The sequence below is a fragment of the Chondromyces apiculatus DSM 436 genome (assembly GCF_000601485.1).
Taxonomy (GTDB): Bacteria; Myxococcota_A; Polyangia; order Polyangiales; family Polyangiaceae; genus Chondromyces; species Chondromyces apiculatus.
In genome coordinates, this window is the sequence record NZ_ASRX01000017.1 from 177,588 (window position 1) to 199,622 (window position 22,035).

19 protein-coding genes are annotated in these 22,035 nt (G+C 71.7%); 12 read left to right on the top strand and 7 right to left on the bottom strand.

From position 1 onward, the window contains the following. Positions 1 to 62 precede the first annotated feature (62 nt). Positions 63 to 353 (top strand): glutaredoxin 3, encoded by a 291-nt coding sequence (grxC, locus tag CAP_RS13160; protein ID WP_044240493.1) that lies wholly within the window; start codon positions 63 to 65, stop codon positions 351 to 353. A 79-nt stretch (positions 354 to 432) separates the two neighbouring features. Here grxC and CAP_RS13165 read toward each other — a convergent pair whose 3' ends face one another. Beyond that, a complete protein-coding gene (locus CAP_RS13165) occupies positions 433 to 2,163 on the bottom strand; it encodes an OmpA family protein (protein ID WP_044240495.1) in 1,731 nt (576 codons plus the stop codon). Between the two features lie 182 nt (positions 2,164 to 2,345). Here CAP_RS13165 and CAP_RS13170 point away from each other — a divergent pair, with 182 nt between their 5' ends. The 4 genes from CAP_RS13170 to CAP_RS13185 all read left to right on the top strand — a co-directional run bounded on the left by CAP_RS13170 (position 2,346) and on the right by CAP_RS13185 (position 7,348). Beyond that, positions 2,346 to 3,446 (top strand): PEGA domain-containing protein, encoded by a 1,101-nt coding sequence (locus tag CAP_RS13170; protein WP_044240498.1) that lies wholly within the window; start codon positions 2,346 to 2,348, stop codon positions 3,444 to 3,446. 98 nt (positions 3,447 to 3,544) lie between these two features. Further along, positions 3,545 to 5,467, top strand: a complete 1,923-nt coding sequence (locus tag CAP_RS13175) for an NHL repeat-containing protein (protein ID WP_156040748.1) — start codon at positions 3,545 to 3,547, stop codon at positions 5,465 to 5,467. A 39-nt stretch (positions 5,468 to 5,506) separates the two neighbouring features. Next, positions 5,507 to 6,268 (top strand): glutathione S-transferase, encoded by a 762-nt coding sequence (locus tag CAP_RS13180; RefSeq protein WP_044240503.1) that lies wholly within the window; start codon positions 5,507 to 5,509, stop codon positions 6,266 to 6,268. A gap of 102 nt (positions 6,269 to 6,370) precedes the next feature. Further along, positions 6,371 to 7,348, top strand: a complete 978-nt coding sequence (locus tag CAP_RS13185) for an amidohydrolase family protein (protein WP_044240506.1) — start codon at positions 6,371 to 6,373, stop codon at positions 7,346 to 7,348. A gap of 19 nt (positions 7,349 to 7,367) precedes the next feature. On the opposite strand, the gene CAP_RS13190 is transcribed toward CAP_RS13185, so the two are convergent. Beyond that, on the bottom strand, positions 7,368 to 8,438 hold the full coding sequence (locus CAP_RS13190; RefSeq protein ID WP_044240509.1) for a hypothetical protein: 1,071 nt from the start codon (positions 8,436 to 8,438) through the stop codon (positions 7,368 to 7,370). A gap of 219 nt (positions 8,439 to 8,657) precedes the next feature. Here CAP_RS13190 and CAP_RS13195 point away from each other — a divergent pair, with 219 nt between their 5' ends. Further along, positions 8,658 to 8,990 (top strand): hypothetical protein, encoded by a 333-nt coding sequence (locus tag CAP_RS13195; RefSeq protein ID WP_197041154.1) that lies wholly within the window; start codon positions 8,658 to 8,660, stop codon positions 8,988 to 8,990. Positions 8,991 to 9,078: 88 nt separating this feature from the next. On the opposite strand, the gene CAP_RS13200 is transcribed toward CAP_RS13195, so the two are convergent. The 4 genes from CAP_RS13200 to CAP_RS13215 form a co-directional block, all read right to left on the bottom strand. Then, positions 9,079 to 11,058: a permease gene (locus CAP_RS13200; protein WP_052375008.1), complete on the bottom strand. Its 1,980-nt coding sequence runs from the start codon at positions 11,056 to 11,058 to the stop codon at positions 9,079 to 9,081. 74 nt (positions 11,059 to 11,132) lie between these two features. Next, positions 11,133 to 11,594 carry a Fur family transcriptional regulator gene (locus CAP_RS13205; RefSeq protein WP_044240514.1) on the bottom strand — a complete coding sequence of 154 codons (462 nt, stop codon included), beginning with the start codon at positions 11,592 to 11,594 and terminating at the stop codon, positions 11,133 to 11,135. 79 nt (positions 11,595 to 11,673) lie between these two features. Then, positions 11,674 to 12,111 (bottom strand): ArsR/SmtB family transcription factor, encoded by a 438-nt coding sequence (locus tag CAP_RS13210; RefSeq protein ID WP_197041155.1) that lies wholly within the window; start codon positions 12,109 to 12,111, stop codon positions 11,674 to 11,676. Between the two features lie 151 nt (positions 12,112 to 12,262). Next, the gene (locus CAP_RS13215) at positions 12,263 to 12,970 is read right to left on the bottom strand and encodes a hypothetical protein (protein ID WP_044240517.1); all 708 of its coding nucleotides are present in this window, start codon (positions 12,968 to 12,970) and stop codon (positions 12,263 to 12,265) included. Between the two features lie 224 nt (positions 12,971 to 13,194). Between CAP_RS13215 and CAP_RS13220 the strand changes: the two genes are divergently transcribed. The 6 genes from CAP_RS13220 to CAP_RS13245 all read left to right on the top strand — a co-directional run bounded on the left by CAP_RS13220 (position 13,195) and on the right by CAP_RS13245 (position 21,091). After that, a complete protein-coding gene (locus CAP_RS13220; RefSeq protein WP_231511426.1) occupies positions 13,195 to 13,665 on the top strand; it encodes a hypothetical protein in 471 nt (156 codons plus the stop codon). A 37-nt stretch (positions 13,666 to 13,702) separates the two neighbouring features. Then, on the top strand, positions 13,703 to 14,140 hold the full coding sequence (locus CAP_RS13225; RefSeq protein ID WP_044240520.1) for a hypothetical protein: 438 nt from the start codon (positions 13,703 to 13,705) through the stop codon (positions 14,138 to 14,140). A gap of 65 nt (positions 14,141 to 14,205) precedes the next feature. Beyond that, a complete protein-coding gene (ffh, locus tag CAP_RS13230) occupies positions 14,206 to 15,885 on the top strand; it encodes a signal recognition particle protein (RefSeq protein WP_044240521.1) in 1,680 nt (559 codons plus the stop codon). Between the two features lie 66 nt (positions 15,886 to 15,951). Beyond that, positions 15,952 to 18,138, top strand: a complete 2,187-nt coding sequence (locus CAP_RS52250) for a patatin-like phospholipase family protein (protein WP_044240523.1) — start codon at positions 15,952 to 15,954, stop codon at positions 18,136 to 18,138. Next, positions 18,135 to 19,496 carry a hypothetical protein gene (locus CAP_RS52255; RefSeq protein WP_044240525.1) on the top strand — a complete coding sequence of 454 codons (1,362 nt, stop codon included), beginning with the start codon at positions 18,135 to 18,137 and terminating at the stop codon, positions 19,494 to 19,496. The genes CAP_RS52250 and CAP_RS52255 overlap by 4 nt, the downstream gene beginning before the upstream one ends. Before the next feature lie 56 nt (positions 19,497 to 19,552). Further along, positions 19,553 to 21,091, top strand: a complete 1,539-nt coding sequence (locus CAP_RS13245) for a carbohydrate-binding family 9-like protein (protein ID WP_044240527.1) — start codon at positions 19,553 to 19,555, stop codon at positions 21,089 to 21,091. Between the two features lie 160 nt (positions 21,092 to 21,251). On the opposite strand, the gene CAP_RS13250 is transcribed toward CAP_RS13245, so the two are convergent. Next, positions 21,252 to 21,896 (bottom strand): universal stress protein, encoded by a 645-nt coding sequence (locus CAP_RS13250; RefSeq protein WP_044240530.1) that lies wholly within the window; start codon positions 21,894 to 21,896, stop codon positions 21,252 to 21,254. Positions 21,897 to 22,035 lie beyond the last annotated feature (139 nt).

The window sequence follows — 22,035 nt, forward strand, 5'->3', positions numbered from 1 at the left end:
GCAATCGGCCGCTCAGGGGCTTGCATCTGGGTCCCACAGGTCAGAGGTTGAGGGCGAGGACCATGGAAGCAAACGTCACCATCTACACGACGGGGTATTGCGGCTTCTGCACCCGCGCCAAGAGCCTGCTCGGCCAGAAAGGCGTCCGGTACACGGAAGTTGACGTGGAGTCGCGGGAGGAACTGCGGGACTGGCTGCGCAAGGCCTCTGGCCAGCGCACCGTGCCCCAAGTCTTCATCAACGGCAAAAGCGTGGGGGGCTACTCCGACATCGCCGCCCTGGAGAAAGAGGGCAAGCTCGACGGCCTCCTCTCCCAGGCCCCCCCTGCCGACGCCCCGGCCATGCCCCGGTAAGATCTCACCCGGCGGCTGGCCGGTCTGACACGACCGACCTACCCACGCCCCTGCCCGGGGCGCTGCGTCTCCCCAGCGGCTAGGGCGACTTCTTCTCCAGCACGAGAAGCTGCACGCGCCGGTTCTTCTCCCGGCCGGCGGCCGTCGCATTGTCCGCGATCGGCGTGCTCCCGCCATACCCCTTCGCGACCAGCCGGTCCGCCGCGATCCCCTTGTCCACCAGCCACTTCTTCACGGACTCGGCGCGCGACGTGGACAGCGTCTCGTTGTATTTCGCGTTCCCGGAGTTGTCCGTGTGCGCCTGCACTTCGATCTTCACCCACTCGGGGTGCTGCAGCAGCACCTCCTTCAGCTCCTCGAGCGCGGGCAACGACTTCGCCTCGATGGGCGGCAAGAGCGCCGTCGACACCCGGAAGCTCACCGGCTCGAGCACCACCACCTCGTCACCCCGCACCCGCACGAGCTTCGGGCAACCGCGCGCCGTCGCATCGTCGCTCGCCACGCCCTTCTCTCCGGGGCATGCATCGTCCTTGTCGTTGATCCCGTCCCCATCCCGGTCGAGCACCGGCGGAGGCGCCGGGCACCCCGCGCGTCCCCCCACCGACTCTGCGGGCCCTGCCTCGGCAGGACAGGCGTCGATCGTATCCGGCACGCCATCTCCGTCGCCATCGGCGGGGCAACCGCGCCGCTTCGGATCCGCCGACGCCACGCCGGCCTCGTCGACGCATGCGTCCTCGCCGTCGGCGATGCCGTCCTCGTCCCGATCCGCCACCGGGCAACCGTTGTGCTTCGGATCCGCGCTCCTCGGCCCGTGCGCATAGGGGCACGCGTCCTCCCCGTCGCGCAGACCGTCACCATCCGTATCGGCAGAGGCCTTCGCCTCCACCTCCGGGTTCTCGGCGCGCGGCGACCACGCGACGGTCCCGAGGACCCGGAACGCTGGCGTACCGATGCCGTCACCGAGCCCTGGCCCTCCGGCCGCCCCGACCGTGAGGCCTGACCACAGCCACGCCCGCGCATCGAGCAGCACCTCGGCACGCGTCGCCCGCGCGTGCTCCACCCGAGTGCTCTCCGACAGCCCCAGTGACCCACCCTGCAGGGGCGTCGCGGCGTAGATCTCCGGCCCCACCTGCAGCCGCTCGTCGAGGAGCAGCACCGCCACACCAGCGCCGTAGGTCAGCGTCGACGGGTTGCCCGAGCTGCGGATCATCGCCCCGCCGCTCACGCTCCACACCAGGAGGTCCCGGAAGCGTCCGCCCAGCAGGAGCTGAGGGGTGACCCGCACCGACCCATCGCTCATGTAGTTGTCGGAAGCCCCCACCGGGATGTGCAGGGCGAAGCCGGTTCCGAGCTGGAAGATCCCCCGCTCCTCTCCGATCAAGCGGATGCGGGCTCCGATCCGGGGGTCACCGAGCGCCGGTCCCTCCGGAATCGCCTCGGCGACATCCTGCGTGGAAGGGGCGCCGTCGCCGCTCTGCGCGAGGGCGAGGGGAACCTGCAGGGAGATCTGCGCGCGGTCGAAGAGCGAGAACGACGCGCCGAGGTGCAGGATGGACTGCCCCGCGACCACCGCGCGCTCGGTGTCACCCTCGCTCAGCGTGAGCGGCGAACCGGCATGGCTGAAGACGGCATACCCGCGGGGTACCAGGTGACCGCCGATGAAGGGCGAAGGCACACCGAAGAAAGGATCCCCCGCAGGGGTGAGGTCGAGCTGATCCAGCGCAATCGCGCCCGCTTCCTGGGCTGACGCTGGAACGACGGACGCAGTGAGCGCAGCGACGAACGCTGCGGCCGAGATGAGGGCCTTCATCAACGCACGACTCTAACGCTGGTCGCGGCGCCAACGCAAAGAACACGTGGTCCACACCACGGAAGCTTTCTTTGGGAGAGACGATCCGTTCTAGGATGGTCCATGTTGGGCAGGTTCGACTCCCGGCGTCGGGCAGGAAGGTGCGGGTGATGGAGGTCAGGCGCGCAATGAGGTGGACCGGCATGGCCGCGGCGATGGCCGCAGCGGGGCTCTCGGCGACGATCGCCGGGGCGCAGCCGTCGCCCGGAGCAGCGACGACGAAGGCGCAGGCCGCGCCGTCGCAACCGACACCTCCGCAGGCGACCCGCGCGGCAGGTGCGCAGGCCACGCCCCCCGCAGGAGCAGCCGCGAAGCCGCAGGCTGGAGGCGCTCCCGCGGGCAGCGCCTCCACGACGACGCCGGGAGGCCCCACGCCGCAGGCGCCCCTCTCGGAGTCGCTCACCGGCATGGCGAAGGCGGAGTACGGCGCGGGGAACGCGCTCCTCAAGGACGGAGACTTCGCCGGAGCCCTCGTGCAGTTCGAGAAGGCCTACGCCCTCTCCAAGGACCACCGCGTCCTCTGGAACATCGCGCTGTGCCAGAAGAACCTCCGCCGCTACGCAGCGCTGCTCGACACGCTGCAGCGGCTCGAAAAGGACGGCGGCGCGCTCCTCACCGCCGAGGACCGGAAGGACATCGCCGACCTGAGGACGACGGCGGAGGGGCTGGTGAGCCGGGTGGAGGTCGTCGCCAACGAGGCCGGAGCCACGGTGCTCATCGACGACGCGTCCATGGGGACCACGCCGCTCGCAGCGCCCCTCGTGGTGGAACTCGGCGAGCGACGGATCCGGGTGACGAAGCCCGGCTTCAAGGAGTTCACGCGCACGCTGCGGGTGGAGGGTGGGGGGCGCATCAGCCTCGCCGCCACGCTCACGCGCGAGGTGCGGCGCGGGACCCTCGTGGTGCAGGCCGGTGCCGAGGACCTGATCTCCCTCGACGGCAGGACGGTGGGGCGCGGGCGCTGGGAGGGCTCGGTTCCGAGCGGACAGCACGCGCTGCGGGTGAGCGCCCCCGGGAAGGAGACACACGAGGCAGAGGTCCTCGTACGTGACGGCGAGATGCGCCGCGTCGACGTGGGGCTCAACGCGGCAGCCTCCAGCTCGGGGCGCACCTGGCTCTGGATCGGTGGTGGCGCGGCCCTCCTCGCGGGCGCGGTGATCACGGGGGCGTTGCTGTTCGAGCCGGGGACGCCCGCCGAGCGGGGCACGCTCGGCACGTTCCCCCTGTCGTTCGGAGGTCGGTGATGGGCAAGCGTCGGTTGACGGGTCTGGGTCTCGCAGCACTCCTGGCATGTGGCGCAGCGGTGTCGTCCAGTGGCTGCTCCGGTTCCAAGGGGCAGCTCATGGTCGCCTTCCAGACGGACATGTCGGTGCCCAAGGACGTCGACCGGATCCGGATCGTCGCGACGCTCGAAGGCGCCGTGGTCTTCGATGAATCCTACGGCAAGGACGCGAACGAGGAGATCAAGCTCCCCGCAACACTCGGTTTCCTCACGCCGGAAGACCCCTCCCAGGCGCTCTCCTTGCGGATCATCGCCAGCCGCGGGAGCGAGGAGGACGTCCAGGTCCTGCGCGAGGTGGTGACCACCATCCCCGAGGACAGGACGGCGACGCTGCAGGTGCCCATCCAGTTCCTCTGCTACGGCATGGCCGAGGTCGAGCGGGAGGCCGACGGCACCGCGAAGCGCGACGGGGACGGCAAGGTGATCGTGAAGAGCTCTTGCGGTGAAGGGAAGACCTGCGTCGCAGGCTCCTGCATCACCCAGGAGATCCCCGCCGACGACCTGCCCGACTACCAGCCGCAGGCGATCTTCGGAGGCGGCACCGGCGTCGGCGACGGGCTGTGCTTCGACACCGTGCAGTGCTTCTCGAACGCATCGAGCGCACAGGTCGATCTCACCAGCTTCACAGCAGACCCCACCGTGTGCCGGGTGGCTGTGCCCCCGGGGCAGACGAATGTGAACGTCGCGCTCCTCACGCAGGGCGGCGGCATCTGCGGCTCGACCGCGTGCTACGTCCCCCTCGACGCCGAGAGCGAGGGCGGGTTCCGCGCCGTCGAGGAAGGGTGGCTGCAGATGCCCACCGCGGTCTGCGCACAGGCCGAGGCCGCGAAGCTCCTGGGCGTCGCGGTGACCGCCGCCGGCGACGGGACCTGTCAGCAGAAAAAGTCGGGGCTGCCGACCTGCGGAGCATGGTCGTCGTCCGGGCAGGGCTACTACACGGCCCCCGACGGGGCGCAGCCGCTCCCGATCGCCCTGGGTCTGAGGAACCCCGTCGAGCTGGAGGTGACCCCGCTGCGCGTGCTGTGGACCGAAGCGGGAAGCTTCGACGCGGACGGCGCGGCGCTGGGGGATGGCGCGGTGAAATGGGTACCGCTCGAAGGTGGTCAGCCCACGGTGATCCGTGACGGGCTCGTCTCGCCGCGGGACGTGGTCGCGGAGGACTCGGTGAGCGAGGCGGGAGAGACCTTGGGCACCGTGTTCTTCACGACCGCGGGGACGACGGCGGACGACGGCGCCATCTGGGCGGCGGCGCACGGCATCGAGCCGCGGGAGCTGCTCGACGGCAGGCGTCAGCCGGAGGGGATCACCCAGCTCGACAGCGCCCTCCTCTGGACCGAGCTGTGGGGTGACGAGGTGCTGGAGGTGGCGCTGACGGGCGCCGGCCCCACGCTCGGCGCTCCAGGCGAGCCCCAGCCCCGCACCTCCCCCTCCTTCGGCCGCGCCCCCTACCGCGTGGCCGCGGCGGCGAACGTGGCCTGCTGGACCTACCAGGGGACGCTCCAGTCCGGAGATGGCGCCGTGGCCTGCCAGCGCGCAGGCGTCAGCGCGGAACTCGTGGCAACTCAGCAGAGCACCCCGCGGGCCCTCGCCCTCGACGTCGACGCCAGCGGCAATGCCCAGGCGGTCTACTGGACGAGCTTCGAGGGAGGCACCGTGTCGCGCTTCGACCTTTCGGGCGGCTCGGCTGACGCCCTCGTGGAGATCGCGGCGGGGCAGGCGCTGCCAGGCGGGATCGCCGTCGACGAGCGGTACGTCTACTGGACCAACCGGGGCGATGGGACCGTGATGCGCGCCGACAAGGGCGGTGGCGCGCCCGAGGTGGTGGCCTCCGGGCAGGTCAAGCCCGGCGCCCTCGCCGTGAACGCCAGCGCCCTCTACTGGCTGAACGAAGGCAAGGCCAAGGAGGAGGACGACACCAACCTCGCCGGAACGGGAGTGCTGATGCGGCTCCAGAAAGCGTCGGAAGCGCCGAGCACCAACTGATGCGGTGAGAAGCGCAGAAGCAGCGCAGAGGGAGCAGGGATGACCAAGCACGCCGAGGATCGTTACGAGCTGTTCTACTGGCCTGGCATCCAGGGACGCGGGGAGTTCATCCGGCTCGCGTTCGAGGAAGCAGGCGTCCCGTACGTGGACGTCGCCAGGCAGAGCGCCCAGGAAGGCGGCGGCGTCGCCGCGCTCCAGAAGGCCCTGCGCGGCGACGGCAAGAGCCTCAAACCGTTCGCCGCACCCTTCGTGCGGGTGGGCGACGTGGTCGTGGCGCAGGTGGCCAACGTCCTCCAGTTCCTCGGCCCGCGTCTAGGTCTCGTGCCGGAAGACGAGGACGCGCGCCGCGACGCGCACCAGCTCCAGCTCACCCTCGCGGACCTCGTGAGCGAGGTGCACGAGACCCACCACCCCATCAGCAATGCCCTCTACTACGAGGACCAGAAGGACGAGGCACGGCGGCGCGCCTCCGCCTTCGTGGGCGAACGGCTGCCGAAGTTCCTGGGCTACTTCGAGGAGGTGCTCGAACGGAACACCCGGAGCGAGGGACGACACCTCGTCGGTGAAGCGCTCACCTACGTCGACCTCTCCGCCTTCCAGGTGCTGAGCGGGCTCGGATATGCGTTCCCCAACGGCCTCGCGCAGGTCGCCGCGAACATCCCGCGCCTGCTCGCGCTGCGCGATCACGTTGCCGCGCGCCCCCGCATCGCCGCGTACCTCGCATCCGAGCGGCGCCTCCCCTTCAACGAGCAGGGCATCTTCCGCCGCTACCCCGAGCTCGACGCAGCCCCCGTCCACTGAGTCTCCACAGGGGGACGCGCGTCCCCTCGCCCCGCCGGGAGTGAATCCCCTCGGAGCCCCACTCCCCGCGAACCGCTCCGGTTCGCTATCGTCTCCGGCGCCATGAACGCCGCTCCCCTCCCCTGCCTCGCCGAGTTTCAGGCGCCGCGCGGTCCCTCCCAGGGCTGGCTCCCGAAGGCCGTGGCGCCCCTGCCTGGCCTCGACGACGAAGAAGGTCCCCGGCTCCCCTCCTCCCTGCCCCCCGTCGTGGATGCGCACGTGCACATCTTCCCCGACCGGGTGTTCGAGGCCATCTGGCGGTGGTTCGATGCTCACGGGTGGCCCGTCCGCTACCGCCTCCCGGCGCCGGAGGTCGCGCGCTTCCTGCTCTCGCGCGGTGTCGAGCGGGTGGTCGCCCTGCACTACGCGCACCGCCCGGGGATGGCGCGCGCCCTGAACCAGTTCATGGCCTCGGTGTGCGCGGACGAGCCGCGCATCGTGGGGCTCGCGACCGTGCTGCCGGGCGAGGAGGGCGCCGGAGCGATCCTGGACGAGGCCTTCGCCATGGGCCTCCGGGGCGTGAAGATGCACTGCCACGTGCAGTGCTTCGCGCCAGACGACGCCGCGATGCAGGACGTCTACGCCGCCTGCGTCCGCGCCGACCTCCCCCTGGTGATGCACGCCGGACGCGAGCCGAAGAGCCCCGCCTACAAGTGCGACCCCCACGCCCTCTGCTCGGCCGAGCGCGTGGCGCGGGTGCTGCAGGACCACCCCCGGCTACGCCTCTGCGTGCCGCACCTCGGCGCCGACGAGTTCGAGGCCTACGAGCACCTCCTCGAACGTCACGACACCCTCTGGCTCGACACCACCATGGTCGCCGCCGACTACTTCCCCGTCGACCTGCCCGTGAGGCTGCTGCGGTGCAGGCCCGATCGCGTCCTCTACGGCACCGACTTCCCCAACATCCCTTACGCCTGGGATCGCGAGATCAAGCGCCTCGCCGCGCTCGGCCTGCCCGAGGAGGACCTGGCTGCGCTGCTCGGCCAGAACGCGATGCGGCTCTTCGCGATCGAGGCCCCTGCGCCCACCCCCGGCGCCTGACCCACACTCCCGGCCCCGATCAGCAGGCGCCCGGCAAGGTGCACGGGAGCGTGTACATGCCGCCCACGCACATCTGGTCGGGGAAGTGCTGGTCGGCGTCGCCCGGGTTCTGGAAGGAGCAGTCGAGCTTCAAGGTCTGGTCTTCCTCGATGACGATCTTCTGGGTGGAGAAGATGCTCGGCTCAGGCTCGGCCCAGTTGGTGGTCTCGTAGAGCGTGAGATCGGTCTCCTTCACGCTCATCCGGAAATGCGTCCCACCCTCGTGCATGTGGGACGACGCTGCCACCACCCGGAAGCGGCTCCCCGCGGCTTCCTCGTAGCTCACGTCGGTGTCCCCGTGGGCCGGAACGACGAGGCCGTACTGCTCGGGAGGCAGGATGGTGCGGAACAGGAGCCGCGCGACGACGGGCTCACCGCGGCGCAGATCGAGGGTCGCGCACCCCTCCAGATCGCTCCCTCCGGCATTGAGAAAGTGAGCATCGAAGACGAGCTGGGTACCGGCGGGGACGTGGAGGCCGACCTGCACGGGTGTGGAAGGGAAGTCGTACGAGACGCCGGAGCTTTCGTAGGAGACACCGGCCAGCATCTGGAACAGGCCGTTCTGCTGCGCATCCATGATCTCCGCCTCGGAGCATGGCGCCACCCCATCGGGCGCCGCGGGGTCCTGCGCGAGCAGCAGGCTGTGGTGCCCACCGGGGCCGAGCGTCCCCACGAAGCCGTGGATGTCGATCGCCTCCGGCGTGGTCCAGCGCAGGCACATGGTCCGCTCCTCGGCGGGGGCGAGGGTGGCCCCCACCGCGAGGTGCAGGGTGTCCCCCTCGAAGCTCGGGGCACAGGCCGCAGTGTCTCCACCTGCACCCCCAGCGCCGCCCACTCCCTGCGAGGCGCCAGTGCCACCCGTGCCGCTCGGCTCACCCGTCGTGCCTGGCTCCGTCTCCGAGGAACCGCACGCCGCAGCAGCGACGCCAGCGAGCACGACGAGAAGCGCCGAGACCAGGTCCGAGCTGCGCCTCCAGGATGCAGGGCGACCACGCGCGATGAGGTGCATGGACCAGAAGTAACCGATCCAGGCGGGGCCGGCTGGGTTCATGGGCCCCCCAGCAGGGTGTTCAGGGCGTCAGCCAGCGGCTCGCCCCTGGGTCCCTCTCTCGTCGTCGACGACATCATCCTCGGGGGAGGTGCGGAAAAGCCCAGCGCCCCGCGATCCGGGCGCCTTGACCGAGAGGAGCCCCCCTCTCATAGTGCCCCACAGTTGATTGGTTGTGAAACTGACCAATCAAATCTTCCACCTCTGACCGGAGACATCGCCGTGGACCACCGGACGCACGACACGCACGACCACAAGCACGGCCCGAACTGCGGACACACGGCCATCCGCCACGGAGACCACGTGGACTACCTCCACGAGGGCCACCTCCACCACGAGCACGACGGCCACGTCGACGAGTGCTCCCTGGACCACGCCGGGGCGTGTACGCCCTCCCATGCCTGCGGCGCCCACCCGCAGGCCCACCGGCACGGCCCCGGCTGCGGCCACGACGCCGTGCCGCACCACGATCACACCGACTACCTCGTCGACGGCCACCTGCACCACGTGCACGACGGGCACTGCGACGACCACGGCCGCGTCGAGCTGGCCTGACGCCCGCGCCCGCCGCAGGGCGCTGCACCGACCGGATGCGCCCCGGTCACCCCGCCTGATCCGGTGCCCTCCTTGACGCGCGCTCAGTTCAGGCGATGCGCCGCTGCGGGTGCGGAGGGGGAGGCTCCTCGGAGAGGCCCTCTTCGCCCTGGCCGCGAGGAGGCGCGGCCTCCTCGGCGTGTGCGCGGTGGTGGCCATGATCGTGGCCATGATCGTGGGGGTGGCGAGGATCATCGGCCTCCCCCCGCAGCGGCCACTGCCGCTCCACGGTCATGGTGCTGAACCAGCCGCGAGGGCCGAGGCGAAGGAGGCTGCCGAGGAGCAGCGCCGCCAGGATCCCGGTGGCCACCCACTCCAGCACCGCGTGCTCGTGCGCGACGAGCGCGTGCACCTCCGGCGCCGTCGCCGCCGGGACCAGGAAGTTCGCGAGCAGCCCGAGCAGCGCCCCGCACCCCGCGCTCCCCAGCACGAACATCGCCGTCGCTCCGAGGCCGAGGTGACGCCTCAGCAAGGCGAGCATGGCGATGTTCGTGGCAGGCCCCACGACGAGGAAGGCGAGCGCCGCGCCCACGGAGAAGCCCTTGTGGATCATCACTGCCGCGAGCGGCGTCGCCCCTTGCGCGCTGATGTACAGGGGGATGGCCGCCAGGGCGCTCACCACCACGTCGTGTGGAGGCGGCAAGCCGAGCGCGATCTCCGGATCGAACGTGGCCTCGACGATGGCCGCCAGGAGCAGGCCCACCACGTACCAGGCAGCGACGCGGTCGAGGGTGGGGCCACAGGCGTCGGCGAGGATGGCGCGGAGCCGGCTCCCTGCGAACGGCGGAGGCGCGGCGGCGGCGAGCGGCTCGGCCCCGGCGGCGGCGTCGGCCCCGGTGGCGGCGTCGGCCCCGGCGGCGGCGTCGGTGGCGTCGGTGGGAGCGACAGTCTCCTCCGCGCGGCGCCGCGCCACTGCCGCGACGAGCAACGCCACGACCAAAATCAGCGCCGCGCTCCCGATCAGGCGCACAGCCGTGAGGGGCACGCCGAGGAGGCGCACCGAGAGCGCGGCACTCCCCACATCGAGCTCCGGCGCGCCGATCGCAAAGGCGATGACGGCAGCCGTCGGGACGCCCGCCACGAGCATGCGGCGCGACATCGGGAGCACGTCATTCACGCCGAGCGACAGCGGGAGCCCGAAGACCATGCCCCGCGCCGCCTGCACAGGGGCGCTCCCGCCCCGCAGCGACGCGGTGGACCTCTGCTTCAGGTACGTGTGCAGCAGGGCCGCGCCGACGAGGCCGAGCAGGAGCGAGGGCGCCGTCTCCACGAAGAGCGGACCGAGCGACTGGATCACGCTCAGCTCACGCGGATGAGCCTCGACGAGGTGCTCGGCAGGCTCGGGGACGGCCACGGCAGCCGCGACGCCGACGAGGAACGCGATCGCCCCCGCCCGCCGCGCCGGCCGGGTGGAAGGAGCGACCGAGTGCGGATGCAGCGCCATGGCCAGCATCGCGCCGAGGCCCACCGCGACGAAGCCCTCGAACACGCCGTGAGGCACGACCGACAGCGCCCGCTCCCCGGCGATGGCCCCCACGATGGTGGCCAGCGCGACCACACCGAGGCGCGCCAGGGTGCGCCCCCAGCCGAGCTCCGGGAGCAGCGTGGTGACGAGGAACAGCCCCTCTGGCATGCGGTGCACGAGCAAAGCGAGGCCGAGCAGGACCCCCTCGGCGCTGCCCTGCTCCGCGGCGGCAGTCGCGAGGGCCAGCCCCGCCCCGTCGGTGAAGGCGTGCATCGCCAGCGCCACCACGATCAGCCCGCGGCCCACCCGCTCGCTGGCGACGTGGCTCCACCGCTCCACGAGGCGCAGCCCCACGTAGCCGGAAGCCATCGCCCCGATCGCCACCACCGCCCCGATCTCCTCGGCCACGTGCGGCAGGTGCCGGACGAGGAGCAGCGCCGGCAACAGGCCCAGGGTGAGCCCCTCCATCGCGGCCAGCGCGACCGCCCGCCCGCGCCCCAGCACGGCGAGGAGCGGGCCGACCGCGAGGCCGCCGATGGACAGCGCCAGTGCCAGGAGGAGCACGGGCCCGCTCTAGTGCTGCCGTCGCGCGGCGAGCAAGATCGAACGGCGATGACCGGCGGACTGCGGGCGCTGGCTCATGGCCCGATGCACCGGTCGCAGCGCCCCTTGAGTTGGATCTGAACGCCCCTGCGGCGCAGGGAGCGTGGCGCGCCGCGCGCCGCCTTGATCTGAATGCTCTCGTCCGGCAGGCACTGGATGTCGCCGCACTCGTCGCAGACGAAGTGGGGGTGCTCGTCGGTGCGGTGCCGCGGCCCCTCCTTCAGCAGCTCGAAGCGCCACACGTGGTCGCCCACGTCGGCGCGCCGCACCAGGCCCACCTCGGTCAGGTCGATGAGGTTCCGGTAGAGCGTCGCCCGGTCCCACCCGCGCGGTCCGAGCTCCGCCGCGAGCTCGGCGTGGCTCACCGGCGTGGTCGCCTGAAGCAGGTGCTCGAGCACCGCCACGCGCGATGTCGTCGCCCGCAACCCCTTGGCGCGCAGGATGGCGCGCATCTCGTCGAGGGTCAGCGGCTTGCCCGGTTGCGACACGGCTACCATTTGTACCTGGGGTGCGAGGGAGCGCAATGGAACTTCCGCGCGGGTTTCCACGTGGAAGCCCGCGCGACGCCCGGAGCCGTCACGTGGGATCGTCGTCGTCGAGCGGAGGCGACCTCAGCTCGCTCGCGTGTTGCAGGGCGTTGTGGACGAGTTCCACCACGTGCTGGTCCGCGAGCGCATAGAAGATGTGCTTGCCCTCGCGCCGCTGCACCACCAGCCCCTCGGCGCGCAGGACGCGCAGCCGCTGCGAGACCGTGGGCATCCGGGCCCGGGACGTCTCCGCGAGCTCGGTCACGCACACCTCCCGCTGCGCCAGCGACTCGAGCAGCTTGAGCCGCTCCACGTCGCCGAGCGCCCGGAACAGCGCCGCGGCGCGCTGGAACGCGAGCTTGCCGAACGTGGAGGGTGCCGCCGGGACGTGGTGGTGCGGCTCCCCGTCGCAGGCCGCCCCGCTGTCGCCCTCCTCGCGGGACACCGCCGCCGCGTCCACCGTGTCTGCCGTATCCGCCGCGTCCATGGCATCCGCCGGGTGCGCTGTCTGTGGGCCCGTGCTCGAGGTTCGTTTCACGTGATCAACCCGCCGCAGCGTCACCCTTTGTGACTGAGTTGCAAATGCATCGGCAGGTGGGATGCGTCAAGCGCCTTCCTCGGCGCCCAGCCTCCCGCGCTCAGGCCTCGACGCGCCGGTCCTTCACGCGGCGGAGCACCCGGGCGACACCCACCGCGTTCCAGCCCGCGAAGGCGAGGAACAGCGCGACGAGCGCCACCGCCCACCGCGAGCTCCGCGGCGACGAGCCATCGATGAGCAGCCATGCATCCGGAGGGATCGCCACCTCCGTCTGCTCGCGGACCTGAGCGACGACCCCCGCGTGCCGCACGCCCGCCTCGCCGATGGGCACGAGGCGCCCCGCGAACGTCGTGGGGGGCACGAAGCGCGGCCCCTCGAAGCCCTCGGGCACGCGGATCTCCACCCAGAGCTGCGGGTTGCCGGCGACCGGCGCGACGCGGAACGAGTCCCCCTCGGCCGCGCGGCCGTAGTGGATCGCGCCGGAGGTCCCGAGCAGCCCCGTGGCCCGGATGTACCGGTTCGCCAGGTCCTCCCCCGGCTTGAGCGAGGTCAGCTCACCCACGTCGAGGGGCTGGCCCGCGGAGAACGCGTACCGGGCCTCCGAGAGCAGCGCCAGGCACATGAGCACGCCGGCAACGGTCGTCAGGAGCATCAGCACCACCGCCGCCGTACGCTCACGACGGGGCGGTGCGGGCAGGGCCGCCAGCTCGGGGTCGAGGTCTGCGGCATCCGCCCCTGGTCCCGACGGGCGGGAGGGGCGCCCCGGGCCGGGGACATGCGCGTCGAGGGATGTGCGTTCGGAGGACACGGTTTCCTTGCAGTATAGCCGACATGAAAGCCGCGGCGCGCTCGCGCTCGTCATGTTCGGCCCTGACACCGGCGCGGGCGCCGGGTTCCGCGCCTGGACGGCGATCCCTCGGACCCGCCTCCCTTGCCCAAGGCGGGAGCGTTGCCTAGCCTAGGCGCCCGATGAGCAGCCCCCAGAACAGCGGCCCCGTGGTCTGCCCCCTGTGCAGCGCCCGGAGTGCAGCCATGCCCGAGGGTCGACGCTGCGCGTCGTGCGGCGCCCTGATGGAGGGACCCCGCGGGGCGCGCGGGTCGGGCGCGTCCGCGAGGCGGTCGGCCTTCTCGCCCTTCTGGTGCCTCATCTCCCTGGTGGTGCAGGCGGTGCTCACGGCGGCGCTCGTGGTGGGGCTGCCCCTCGTCGTGCACCAGCTCGACTTCGAGGGCTCCCACGGGATGACCGTCTCCATCCCCGTCTGGCTCCTCGGCGGGACCCTGATCGGGATGATCGTGCCCGGGAAGATGGTCCTCGAACCCGTGGTCGGCTCGGCGATCGTCGCGGTCCCCACCGTCTACTACCTCATCCAGAGCCAGACCGTCCGGACGATGCCGATGTTCATGTACGTGATCATGGGCCTCATCGGCGTGATGTTCGCGCTGGTCGGCATCTACATCGGGGAGCGGATCCAGATGGGACCCGCCCCCCGACCCGCCCGGTGACCGCGCCGTGAGGCCACTCCGCCGCTCGCCACACACCGTGGCCGCGCTCGCCCACGCCGCGCGCGTTGCCGCCTTCGCCCTCTTCCCCCTCGCCCTCTTCCCCCTCACCGCAGGGTGCGGCCCCAGCCCCGAGAAGCGCGAGGCCGCCGCGGTGCTCCATGCCATCGACGTGCTGCGGGACGCGCCCGCGGAGCCCGCCTCCGGCCGCGTCGCGCACCTGCAGCAGCTCGAACAGGTCTCCGCCTCGGACCCGCGCTCGGCCCGCGCCCGCGACGACTGCGTCAAAGCCTACCGCCTGCTCCTCGAAGGCAACGCCCTGGAGGCGAAGGTGCGGGGGGCCCTCGCGGATCCCAGCGGCCTCACCCCCGAGATCCTCCGGGACCTCGGCGCCGCCGAGGACAAGATCGAGGAGAGCACCGCCGCCATGCCCGCCTGCGACACCGCGCTGGCCGACCTCCACCGCTGGCTCCGCTGATCCTGCCGCGGCGCCCGCGCGCGGGGGCTCCCCCGTGCGCGGCCTCGTGCTAAAGACCGCCCACCATGTTCGAAACGCTGTCCCGGGGCTTCCGTCAAGCGCGCAACCGCCTCGCCGGGCTCACCGAGCTCACGGAGCAGAACATCGACTCCGCGCTCCGCGAGGTGCGCCTGAGCCTCCTGGAGGCCGACGTCGAGATGGGCGTCGTGAAGGCCTTCCTCAGCCGGGTGAAGGAGAAGGCGCTCGGGCGCACGCTCGAGGTGAAGGTGAAGCACGCGGGCGAGACCCACGAGGTCTCGGCGAGCGATCACTTCATCAAGATCTGCCACGACGAACTCGAAGCGATGATGTCGCACGAGGGCGAGGAGATCGCCTGGGCCCAGAGCGGCCCCACCGGCATCATGGTCGTCGGGCTCCAGGGCTCCGGCAAGACCACCTCCTGCGCCAAGCTCGCGCGCCTCCTCCAGGAGAAGGAGGGCAAGAAGCCCCTGCTCGTCGCCGCCGACATGCAGCGCCCCGCCGCCGTCGAGCAGCTCAAGGTGCTCGGCGACCAGCTCAAGGTCCCGGTCTTCAACATCCCCGGCGCGAGCCCCGTCGAGATCTGCGCCGCCGCCCGCGAGCAGGCCCGCAAGCAAGGCCGCGACGTCATCATCTACGACACCGCCGGCCGCCTCGCGATCGACGAGCCGCTCATGAAGGAGCTCTCCGACATCAAGGCGAAGACGAAGCCCGAGAACATCTTCCTCGTGGTCGACGCCATGATCGGTCAGGACGCCGTGAAGACGGCGCGCAGCTTCCACGAGCGGCTCGAGCTGAGCGGCGTGGTCATCACCAAGCTCGACGGCGACGCCCGCGGCGGCGCCGCCCTGAGCATCAAGGAGGTCACCGGCGCCCCCGTCCTCTTCAGCGGCGTCGGCGAGACCACCGACAAGTTCGAGCCCTTCCGCGCCGACGGCATGGCGAGCCGCATCCTCGGCATGGGCGACGTGGTCGGCCTGATGCAGGACTTCGAGCAGGTCGTCGACCAGAAGAAGGCCGAGAAGGACGCCGCCCGCATGCTCCAGGGCGAGTTCACCCTCGACGACTTCCTCGAGCAGGTCCGCATGATCCAGAAGATGGGATCGCTCAAGGACCTCGTGGACAAGCTGCCCATCGGCAACATGTTCCCCGGCGGCCTCCCCCAGGACGTGAACCTGGACGACCGGGAGCTCGTGCGCATCCAGGCCATCATCCAGTCGATGACCGCCTTCGAGAAGAACGACCCCTACGCGCTCATCCGCGAACCGAAGCGCGTCGAGCGCATCTCGAAGGGCTCTGGCAGCAAGCCCGAGGCCGTGACGGAGCTCGTGCAGAAGTTCCTCTTCATGCGCCAGATGATGAGCGGCCTCGGTCAGAACATGGGCATGCTCGGCAAGATCCCCGGCATGAAGCAGATGGCCATGGCGAAGAACATGAAGAAGGCCATGGCTGGCGGCGGCTTCCCCGGCATGCCCGGCATGGGCGGCATGCCCGGTATGGGTGGCTTCCCCGGCATGCCCGGCATGGGTGGCTTCCCCGGCATGCCCGGCATGGGTGGCTTCCCCGGCATGCCCGGCATGGGCGGCTTCCCCGGCATGCCCGGCATGGGCGGCGGCGAGGACGCGGCCAGCATGACCAAGATGCGTCAGCTCAGCGCCTCCGAGCGCAACGCCAAGAAGGCCCAGCGCAAGCGCGAGCGCGACGCCCGGAAAAAGGGCCGCAAGTAAGCACCGCGACCGCGCCCCCAAGGATCCCCGACGATCCCCTGGGGTGTGAGGAGTAATCTCCTCCCGATGAGCACGAGCCCGACGCGCTCCCGGCGCAAGCCGCGGGGGGCGCGCGCCACGCCTTACCTCCTCGCGTTCCTCGCCGCCGGCGCCGCGTCCTGCCTGATGCGCACCGACGCGGTCCCCACCGCCTTCAACGGCGGCGCCCTCGACAGCAAGGGAGACCCCTTCCGCGAGCCCGCCGAGGTCCGCGCCGACGTCGTCGAGCGGCTCGTCTGGAACGAGATCATCGACGGCTACTTCGGCCAGGGCACCGGCGACGCCACCCACCGCGTCGAGCCCTGGCTGCGCCGCGTCGCCGACACCCCCTCCCGCTTCCTGGAGATCACCTCCTGCGCCGCCTTCGGCGCGGGCCCGCGCTGCCCCCTCCAGGCCACCACACCCGAGGGCCGCCGCGAGGAGGTCAACGCCAAGATCCGCGCGCTCACCGAGGACACCGCCGGCGCCGTCTCCACCCCCGTCTGCGCGGGCCTCGGCGCCCCCAACTGGCCGGTCCTCGAGCGGGTCCTCGACGAGGTCCGCTTCCGCCAGGCCATCTCCCGCGCCGCCCGCGCCGTCAGCGAGGTGCTCGACGAGGGCCTCGTCGACGACGACGCCGTGAAGGTCGGCGCCGCCCGCGCCTTCAAGCACGCCGCCGCCTACGTGGGCAGCCGCAAGTGGCGCCGCGACCGCGAGCGCCCCACCACGGGCCTCGTGGTCAAGGGCGGCGCCGCCACCGGCGTCTTCAGCGCCGGCGTGGTCTGGTCGACCCTGCACCTCATCCACGGCTGCATGTCCGACCCTGCCTGCGGCCAGGGCCGCGACCTGCGCTTCGACCTGCTCTCCGGCACCAGCACCGGCGCCATGATCACCACCGCCGTCGACCGCTTCAACAGCGCCACCACCGCCCCCGAGCGCCAGCAGGGCCTCGACGATCTCGCCCGCTGGTTCACCTGCTTCTCCCTCACCGACCTGTTCTGCGTCCGCTCCGCCCCCATCACCCGCCTCTTCGACGTCGGCGCCACCGCCCAGCGCGGCGTGCTCGAGTTCGACGGCATCCGCCGCATCCTGTCGAGCTGCGTGAACGAGGGCATGCGCCAGAACCGCTCCGAATTGCTCCTCAGCACCGTCGAGTTCCGCACCGGCCTGCTCCACGCCCTCAGCGATCAGGCCGAGCTCCACAGCCCCCCGTGCGTCGTGGAAGCCGCCCTCGCCTCCGCCGTGCTCCCCGTGATCGCCGCCCCCGTCACCCAGCTCCCCATCGGCGTCCCCTACGACGCCGAGCGCCCCGAGGCCACCGAGCCCACCTTCCTCGACGGCGGCATCCGCTCCGAGATCCCCCTCATGCCCCTCGCCCGCCGCGGCGCCGAGCGGGTGCTCGTCGTCTCCAGCGCCAACTCCATCCTCGGCGGCACCCGGCGCCTGCGCAACGCGATCGAGATCGCCCAGCGCTACATCGACGTCTCCACCGGCGGCGTCACCGAGAGCGAGATCTCCCACGCGCGCCGGCACGCCGAGGCGGTGCGCCAGGCCGAGATCGAGGCCTGCGAGGCCCGGCTCCGCGAGGACAGCGCCCTCTGCCCCCCGGGCTCCGTCTGCGACCGCGACCGGATCTGCAAGACCCGCGACTGGAACGCGGTGTGCTCGAACCCCGCCGTCTTCCGCGGCACCGACCCCCCCCTCATGGTCACCTCCGCGCCGCCCGCCTCCCCGGACGCCTCCCAGCCCGCCTCTCTGGCCCCCTCCGCCTCCGCGCCGCCCGCGCCGCCCGCGCCGCCCGCGCCGCCTGCCCCCCCTTCCGCGCGCGTCGACCCGGACATCGAGGTGCTCTCCCCACCCGTCGAGCCTTTCTGGCGGGTCATGGGCGTCTTCCGCAACGAGTCCGCGGTCGACTCGCTGAACGGCTACAACTTCGAGCCCGCCGAGCTGCGGCGCCTCTTCCGCGCGGGCGCCGAGCAAGGCCGCCTGCGCTGCCTCGACATCGCGCGCCTGCTCGGCATCCACCCCGCGGGAGCCGGCAGCGCGTCCACCCTCGACCCTGCCATGGAGGCCAAGCTCGTGCGCTGGTGCAGCCCCGAGCTCCCCAAGAACGAGGCCCTCTGCGGCGCCATCGAGCACCCCGAAGGCTTCCGGAGCTGCGACGACCCTGCCCCTCCCGCGCTCGACGCCTGCGGCGCTCCCCCGGCCTCCACCACCTGCCAGGTCAAGCCATGAGCCGCCCCACCCCTCCGCGCCGCCCCTCCGCGCCGCTGCCCACCGCCACCGTTCTTCCCTTCGTCCCCGCGCTCGTCCCCGCGCTCGTCCCCGCGTGCGTCTCCGCGTTCGCCCTCGCGCTCGTCTCCGTGGTCGCCCCCGCCGCTGCCCTCGCGCAGGCCGTACCGCCCCCCGATCCCCCGCCGCCGGACCACAGCATCGAGGACCTCGTGCCCGCGCTGCGCCCGGCCACGCTGCCCGAGGAGGGCCTCCTGCCCTCGCGCCGCCACGAGATCGTCCTCGCCCTTCCCCAGTCGTTCGCCCTCCAGCACGGCGACCTCCGCTTCCGTTCCGGCATCGCCGCGGAGTTCGTCCCCTGGACCTTCCGCGACCAGCAGAGCATCCGCGTCGGCCTCTACGGCGCGGCCCTGCTCGGCACCTGGAGCGACGGCGCCGCGCTCGGGCCCCTCGGCGAGGCCGGGGTGAGGGCGCGCTTCAGCCTGTTCCCCGACGGCCTCGTCGACCTCTACGGCCTCCTCGGCGCCGGCGTGATCGGCGGCGGCGACGGCGCCTCCCGCCTCGGCCTGCGCACCAGCCAGGGCCTCGGCCTGCGCCTGTTCCGCGCCCTCTCCACCGAGATCTCCGCCGACACCCTCTTCGCGCTCGACGGCCCCTTCCGCGACGCAGCCTCCGGCGCACAGTCGCACCACGCCTTCGGCCTGAGCACCCAGGTGGGCTTCGACCTCTGCAGCCTCGGCACCTTCTGCGACCACCCCCCTGTCCTGCAGGAGCGCGACGACCGCACCTGCTGCTTCTACAGCGAGGCGCGCCAGGTCTGCGAGTCCGCCAAGGAGGCCGCCGTCTCCCCCGTCCTCTGCGCCTCCGTGGAGGCAGCCCTCAACACCCAGCGCCACCCGGTGCTCTCCGGCGAGGTGCCCTTCGACAGCTTCCTCCGCGCCGTCCTCAGCGAGCTGGAGTCCCGCATCCTCCCCTCCGCGCCCGCCGGAGCCACGCCTGCCGAAGCCACCACCTTCACCACATCCGACGCATCCGGCGCAGCCGGCGCATCCGGCGCGAGCGCCGCGTTCGCTGCCCTGCGCCAGAACCTGAAGCACCTCCAGACCACCCACCAGCTCATCTCCCTCTGGCGTGAGCGGGGCCGCGCCCAGGAGCGCTCCCTCGCCCAGCGGCGCCAGGTCATCCGCCGCAAGCGCGTCTACGCCCCCTACGCCAACGAGCTGCTGCGCGCCCTCGGCTGCGGCTGGGAGCCCGGCTCGGCCGGCGTCTGCCGCGACGTGTGCGAAGCCCCGCTCCCCACCGGCGAGTCCTGCCTCCACGCCACCGTCTGCGCCCTCAACTGCCCCCAGAGCACGCCGTGAGTTGCCACGAGCACCTCGTTCCCCGCCAGCCCCGTTCAGGGTACGCAGTCCTCGCCATGCGCTGCCCCGCCCTCTCCCGCCTCCCGCGCTCTGCTGCGCCCGCGCTCGCGCTCGTCCTCTGCGTTGCGGCCTGCTCCTCCGAGAACAAGGGTCCCGAGCTCACGCCGGAGCAGCAGCAGAAGGTCGCGCCGTACATGGCCAGCGACCTGCCCCCCGGGATGATCGAGACCAACATCAACTTCGACAACAAGATCACCCTCCTCGGCTACACGATCTCGCCCCGGCAAGCGGCCTACCTCCCGGGCAGGAGGGTCGAGGTGATGCTCGTGTGGCGTGTCGAGAAGCCGCTCGACCCTGGCTACCAGCTCTTCACCCACCTCCTCGGCGAGGACGGCCAGATGGTCCTCAACGTCGACACCTCGGGCCCGCTCCGCCAGATGAAGGGCTTCGAGGGCCCCCCGCTGCCGCCTTCGGCGTGGCGACCCGGGCGCCTCTACATCGACCCCGTGCGCTTCCTCGTGCCCGGCGATCCCTCCCCCACCCTGGTCGTCGCCGTCGGCATCGCCCACCCCGAGAAGGGCCGCCTCCCCATCGTCGGCCAGGGCGCGGACACCGAGAACCGCACCAGCGTCATCCGCCTGCGCACCGGCGTCCGCCCCGGCAAGGTCAACCTCAAGAGCCTCACCGCCCACAAGCTCCCCGCGGGCACCACCCTCACCCTCGACGGCCGCCTCGACGAGCCTGCGTGGGCCGACGCCCGCACCACCGGCTCCTTCGTCGACGCGCACTCCGGCAGGCCGAACCCCGCCATCCCCGTGCAGGGCAGCGCGCGCCTCCTCTGGGACGACACCCACCTCTACGCGGCCTTCGAGGTGAAGGACCAGCACCTCACCGGCGGCTTTCCTGCCGGCACCAAGGACCCCCACCTGTGGGAGAGGGACACCGTCGAGATCATGATCGACCCCGACGGCGACGGCGACAACAAGGACTACTACGAGATCCAGATCAACCCGCAGAACATGGTCTTCGACAGCCAGTTCGACGACTACAACCAGCCCCGCGGCGGCCCCGACGGCCCCTTCGGCCACGAGGAGTGGAGCGCGAACCTGGAGAGCGCCGTCGCCTTGCAGGGCACCCTCGACGACGAGTCCGACCTCGACCAGGGCTACACGGTCGAGGCCCGCATCCCCTGGGCTTCCTTCACCAAGGCCAAGCGCACGCCCCCGAACCCCGGCGACGTCTGGCGCATGAACTTCTACGCCATGCAGAAGAACGGCGGCACGGCCTGGGCTCCCCTCTTCGGCGAGGGCAACTTTCATCGTGCCAGCCGCTTCGGCCGGGTGAAGTTCGCCCTGCCTCCCGGCGAGACCGCACCCTCCACCGCACCTTCCGCCTCCCCGAGCGGCAGCGCCTCCGCGAGCGCGGCGGCTGCATCAGCCAGCGTGAAGAGCGCCCCTGCCCCGAGCGTCAGCGCGGGCCCTCAGAAGCGCCCCAATGTCATCCCCCAGCCGCCCGTCGTCAGACCCCCGGCGCCGACCTCCGGCGCGACGGACGGCAAGACCCCGGGCGTCTGGGCAGGTCACCCCGACCGCTGAGCGCAGCGCTCCGGAAACTTCGCCCGTTACGCCCAAAGAGCTGCCCGGAAAAGCGTCGCGAGCGCCTCGCGGCCAGGGAGGCCGACCAAGGAATCCTCTCGGATTTCGGGGGAGGCCGACCGACGACGCGGGGCGCGCAGCAGCTCTGCCGGGTAGCTCTTCAACGCTTCACGGGCGTGGTGTGGTAGGCGAAGCTGTCGGGCCCCTCCGACGAGTTGTACCTGTACGTCATCCGGTGCGGCACCACGTGCCGCTCCGCGTGGGTCACGCACCACATCTCCTTGCCGCCCGTCTCCTGGCGCTTCGCCACGCACAGCGGGCAGGGCTTCTCGATGTGCGGGATCTCGCCCGCGTGCTCGTGCTCCTTGGGCCGCACGATCCACACCGCGCAGCCCGCGTGCCGCACCACTGTCTCGGCCACCGAGCCCGTCACCAGCCGCTCGATGCCGTTCTTCTCCCGGGTCCCGAGCACGATCAGGTCTGCGTCCACGTCGGCCGCGATCTGCACGATCTGCGTCGCCGCAGACCCCGTGCGCAGGTGAGACAGCACGGTGATCCCGCGCAGGTTGTTCAGGGCCGGGGCCAGCGTCTTGATCCGGGCGCGCACCTCCGCCTCGGTCCGATCGAGGGCGGGCTCCACCCCGTCGCTGAACCGCTTGGCGCTGCCCCCCTCGACGTGCACCACGTGGATGTCCACCCCGGGGAAGCTCGAAGCGAACTGCAGCGCCGCGTCGAGCGCCCGCTCGCCCTCCTCCGAGAACTCAAGCCCCACCACGATGGTCGCTGAAGTTTGCGTCGCCGCCATGAATCTCTCTCCTTCCAGAACTCTGTGGTGCCCTGGAAGGTCAGGCGCCAGCCTCTCGCGTCATCAATCCATCAAACAATGCCCGGTGACGTGCGCCCGGGAGCGCAACCGTCCGTCCAGACAGCGGAACTGCGCACGA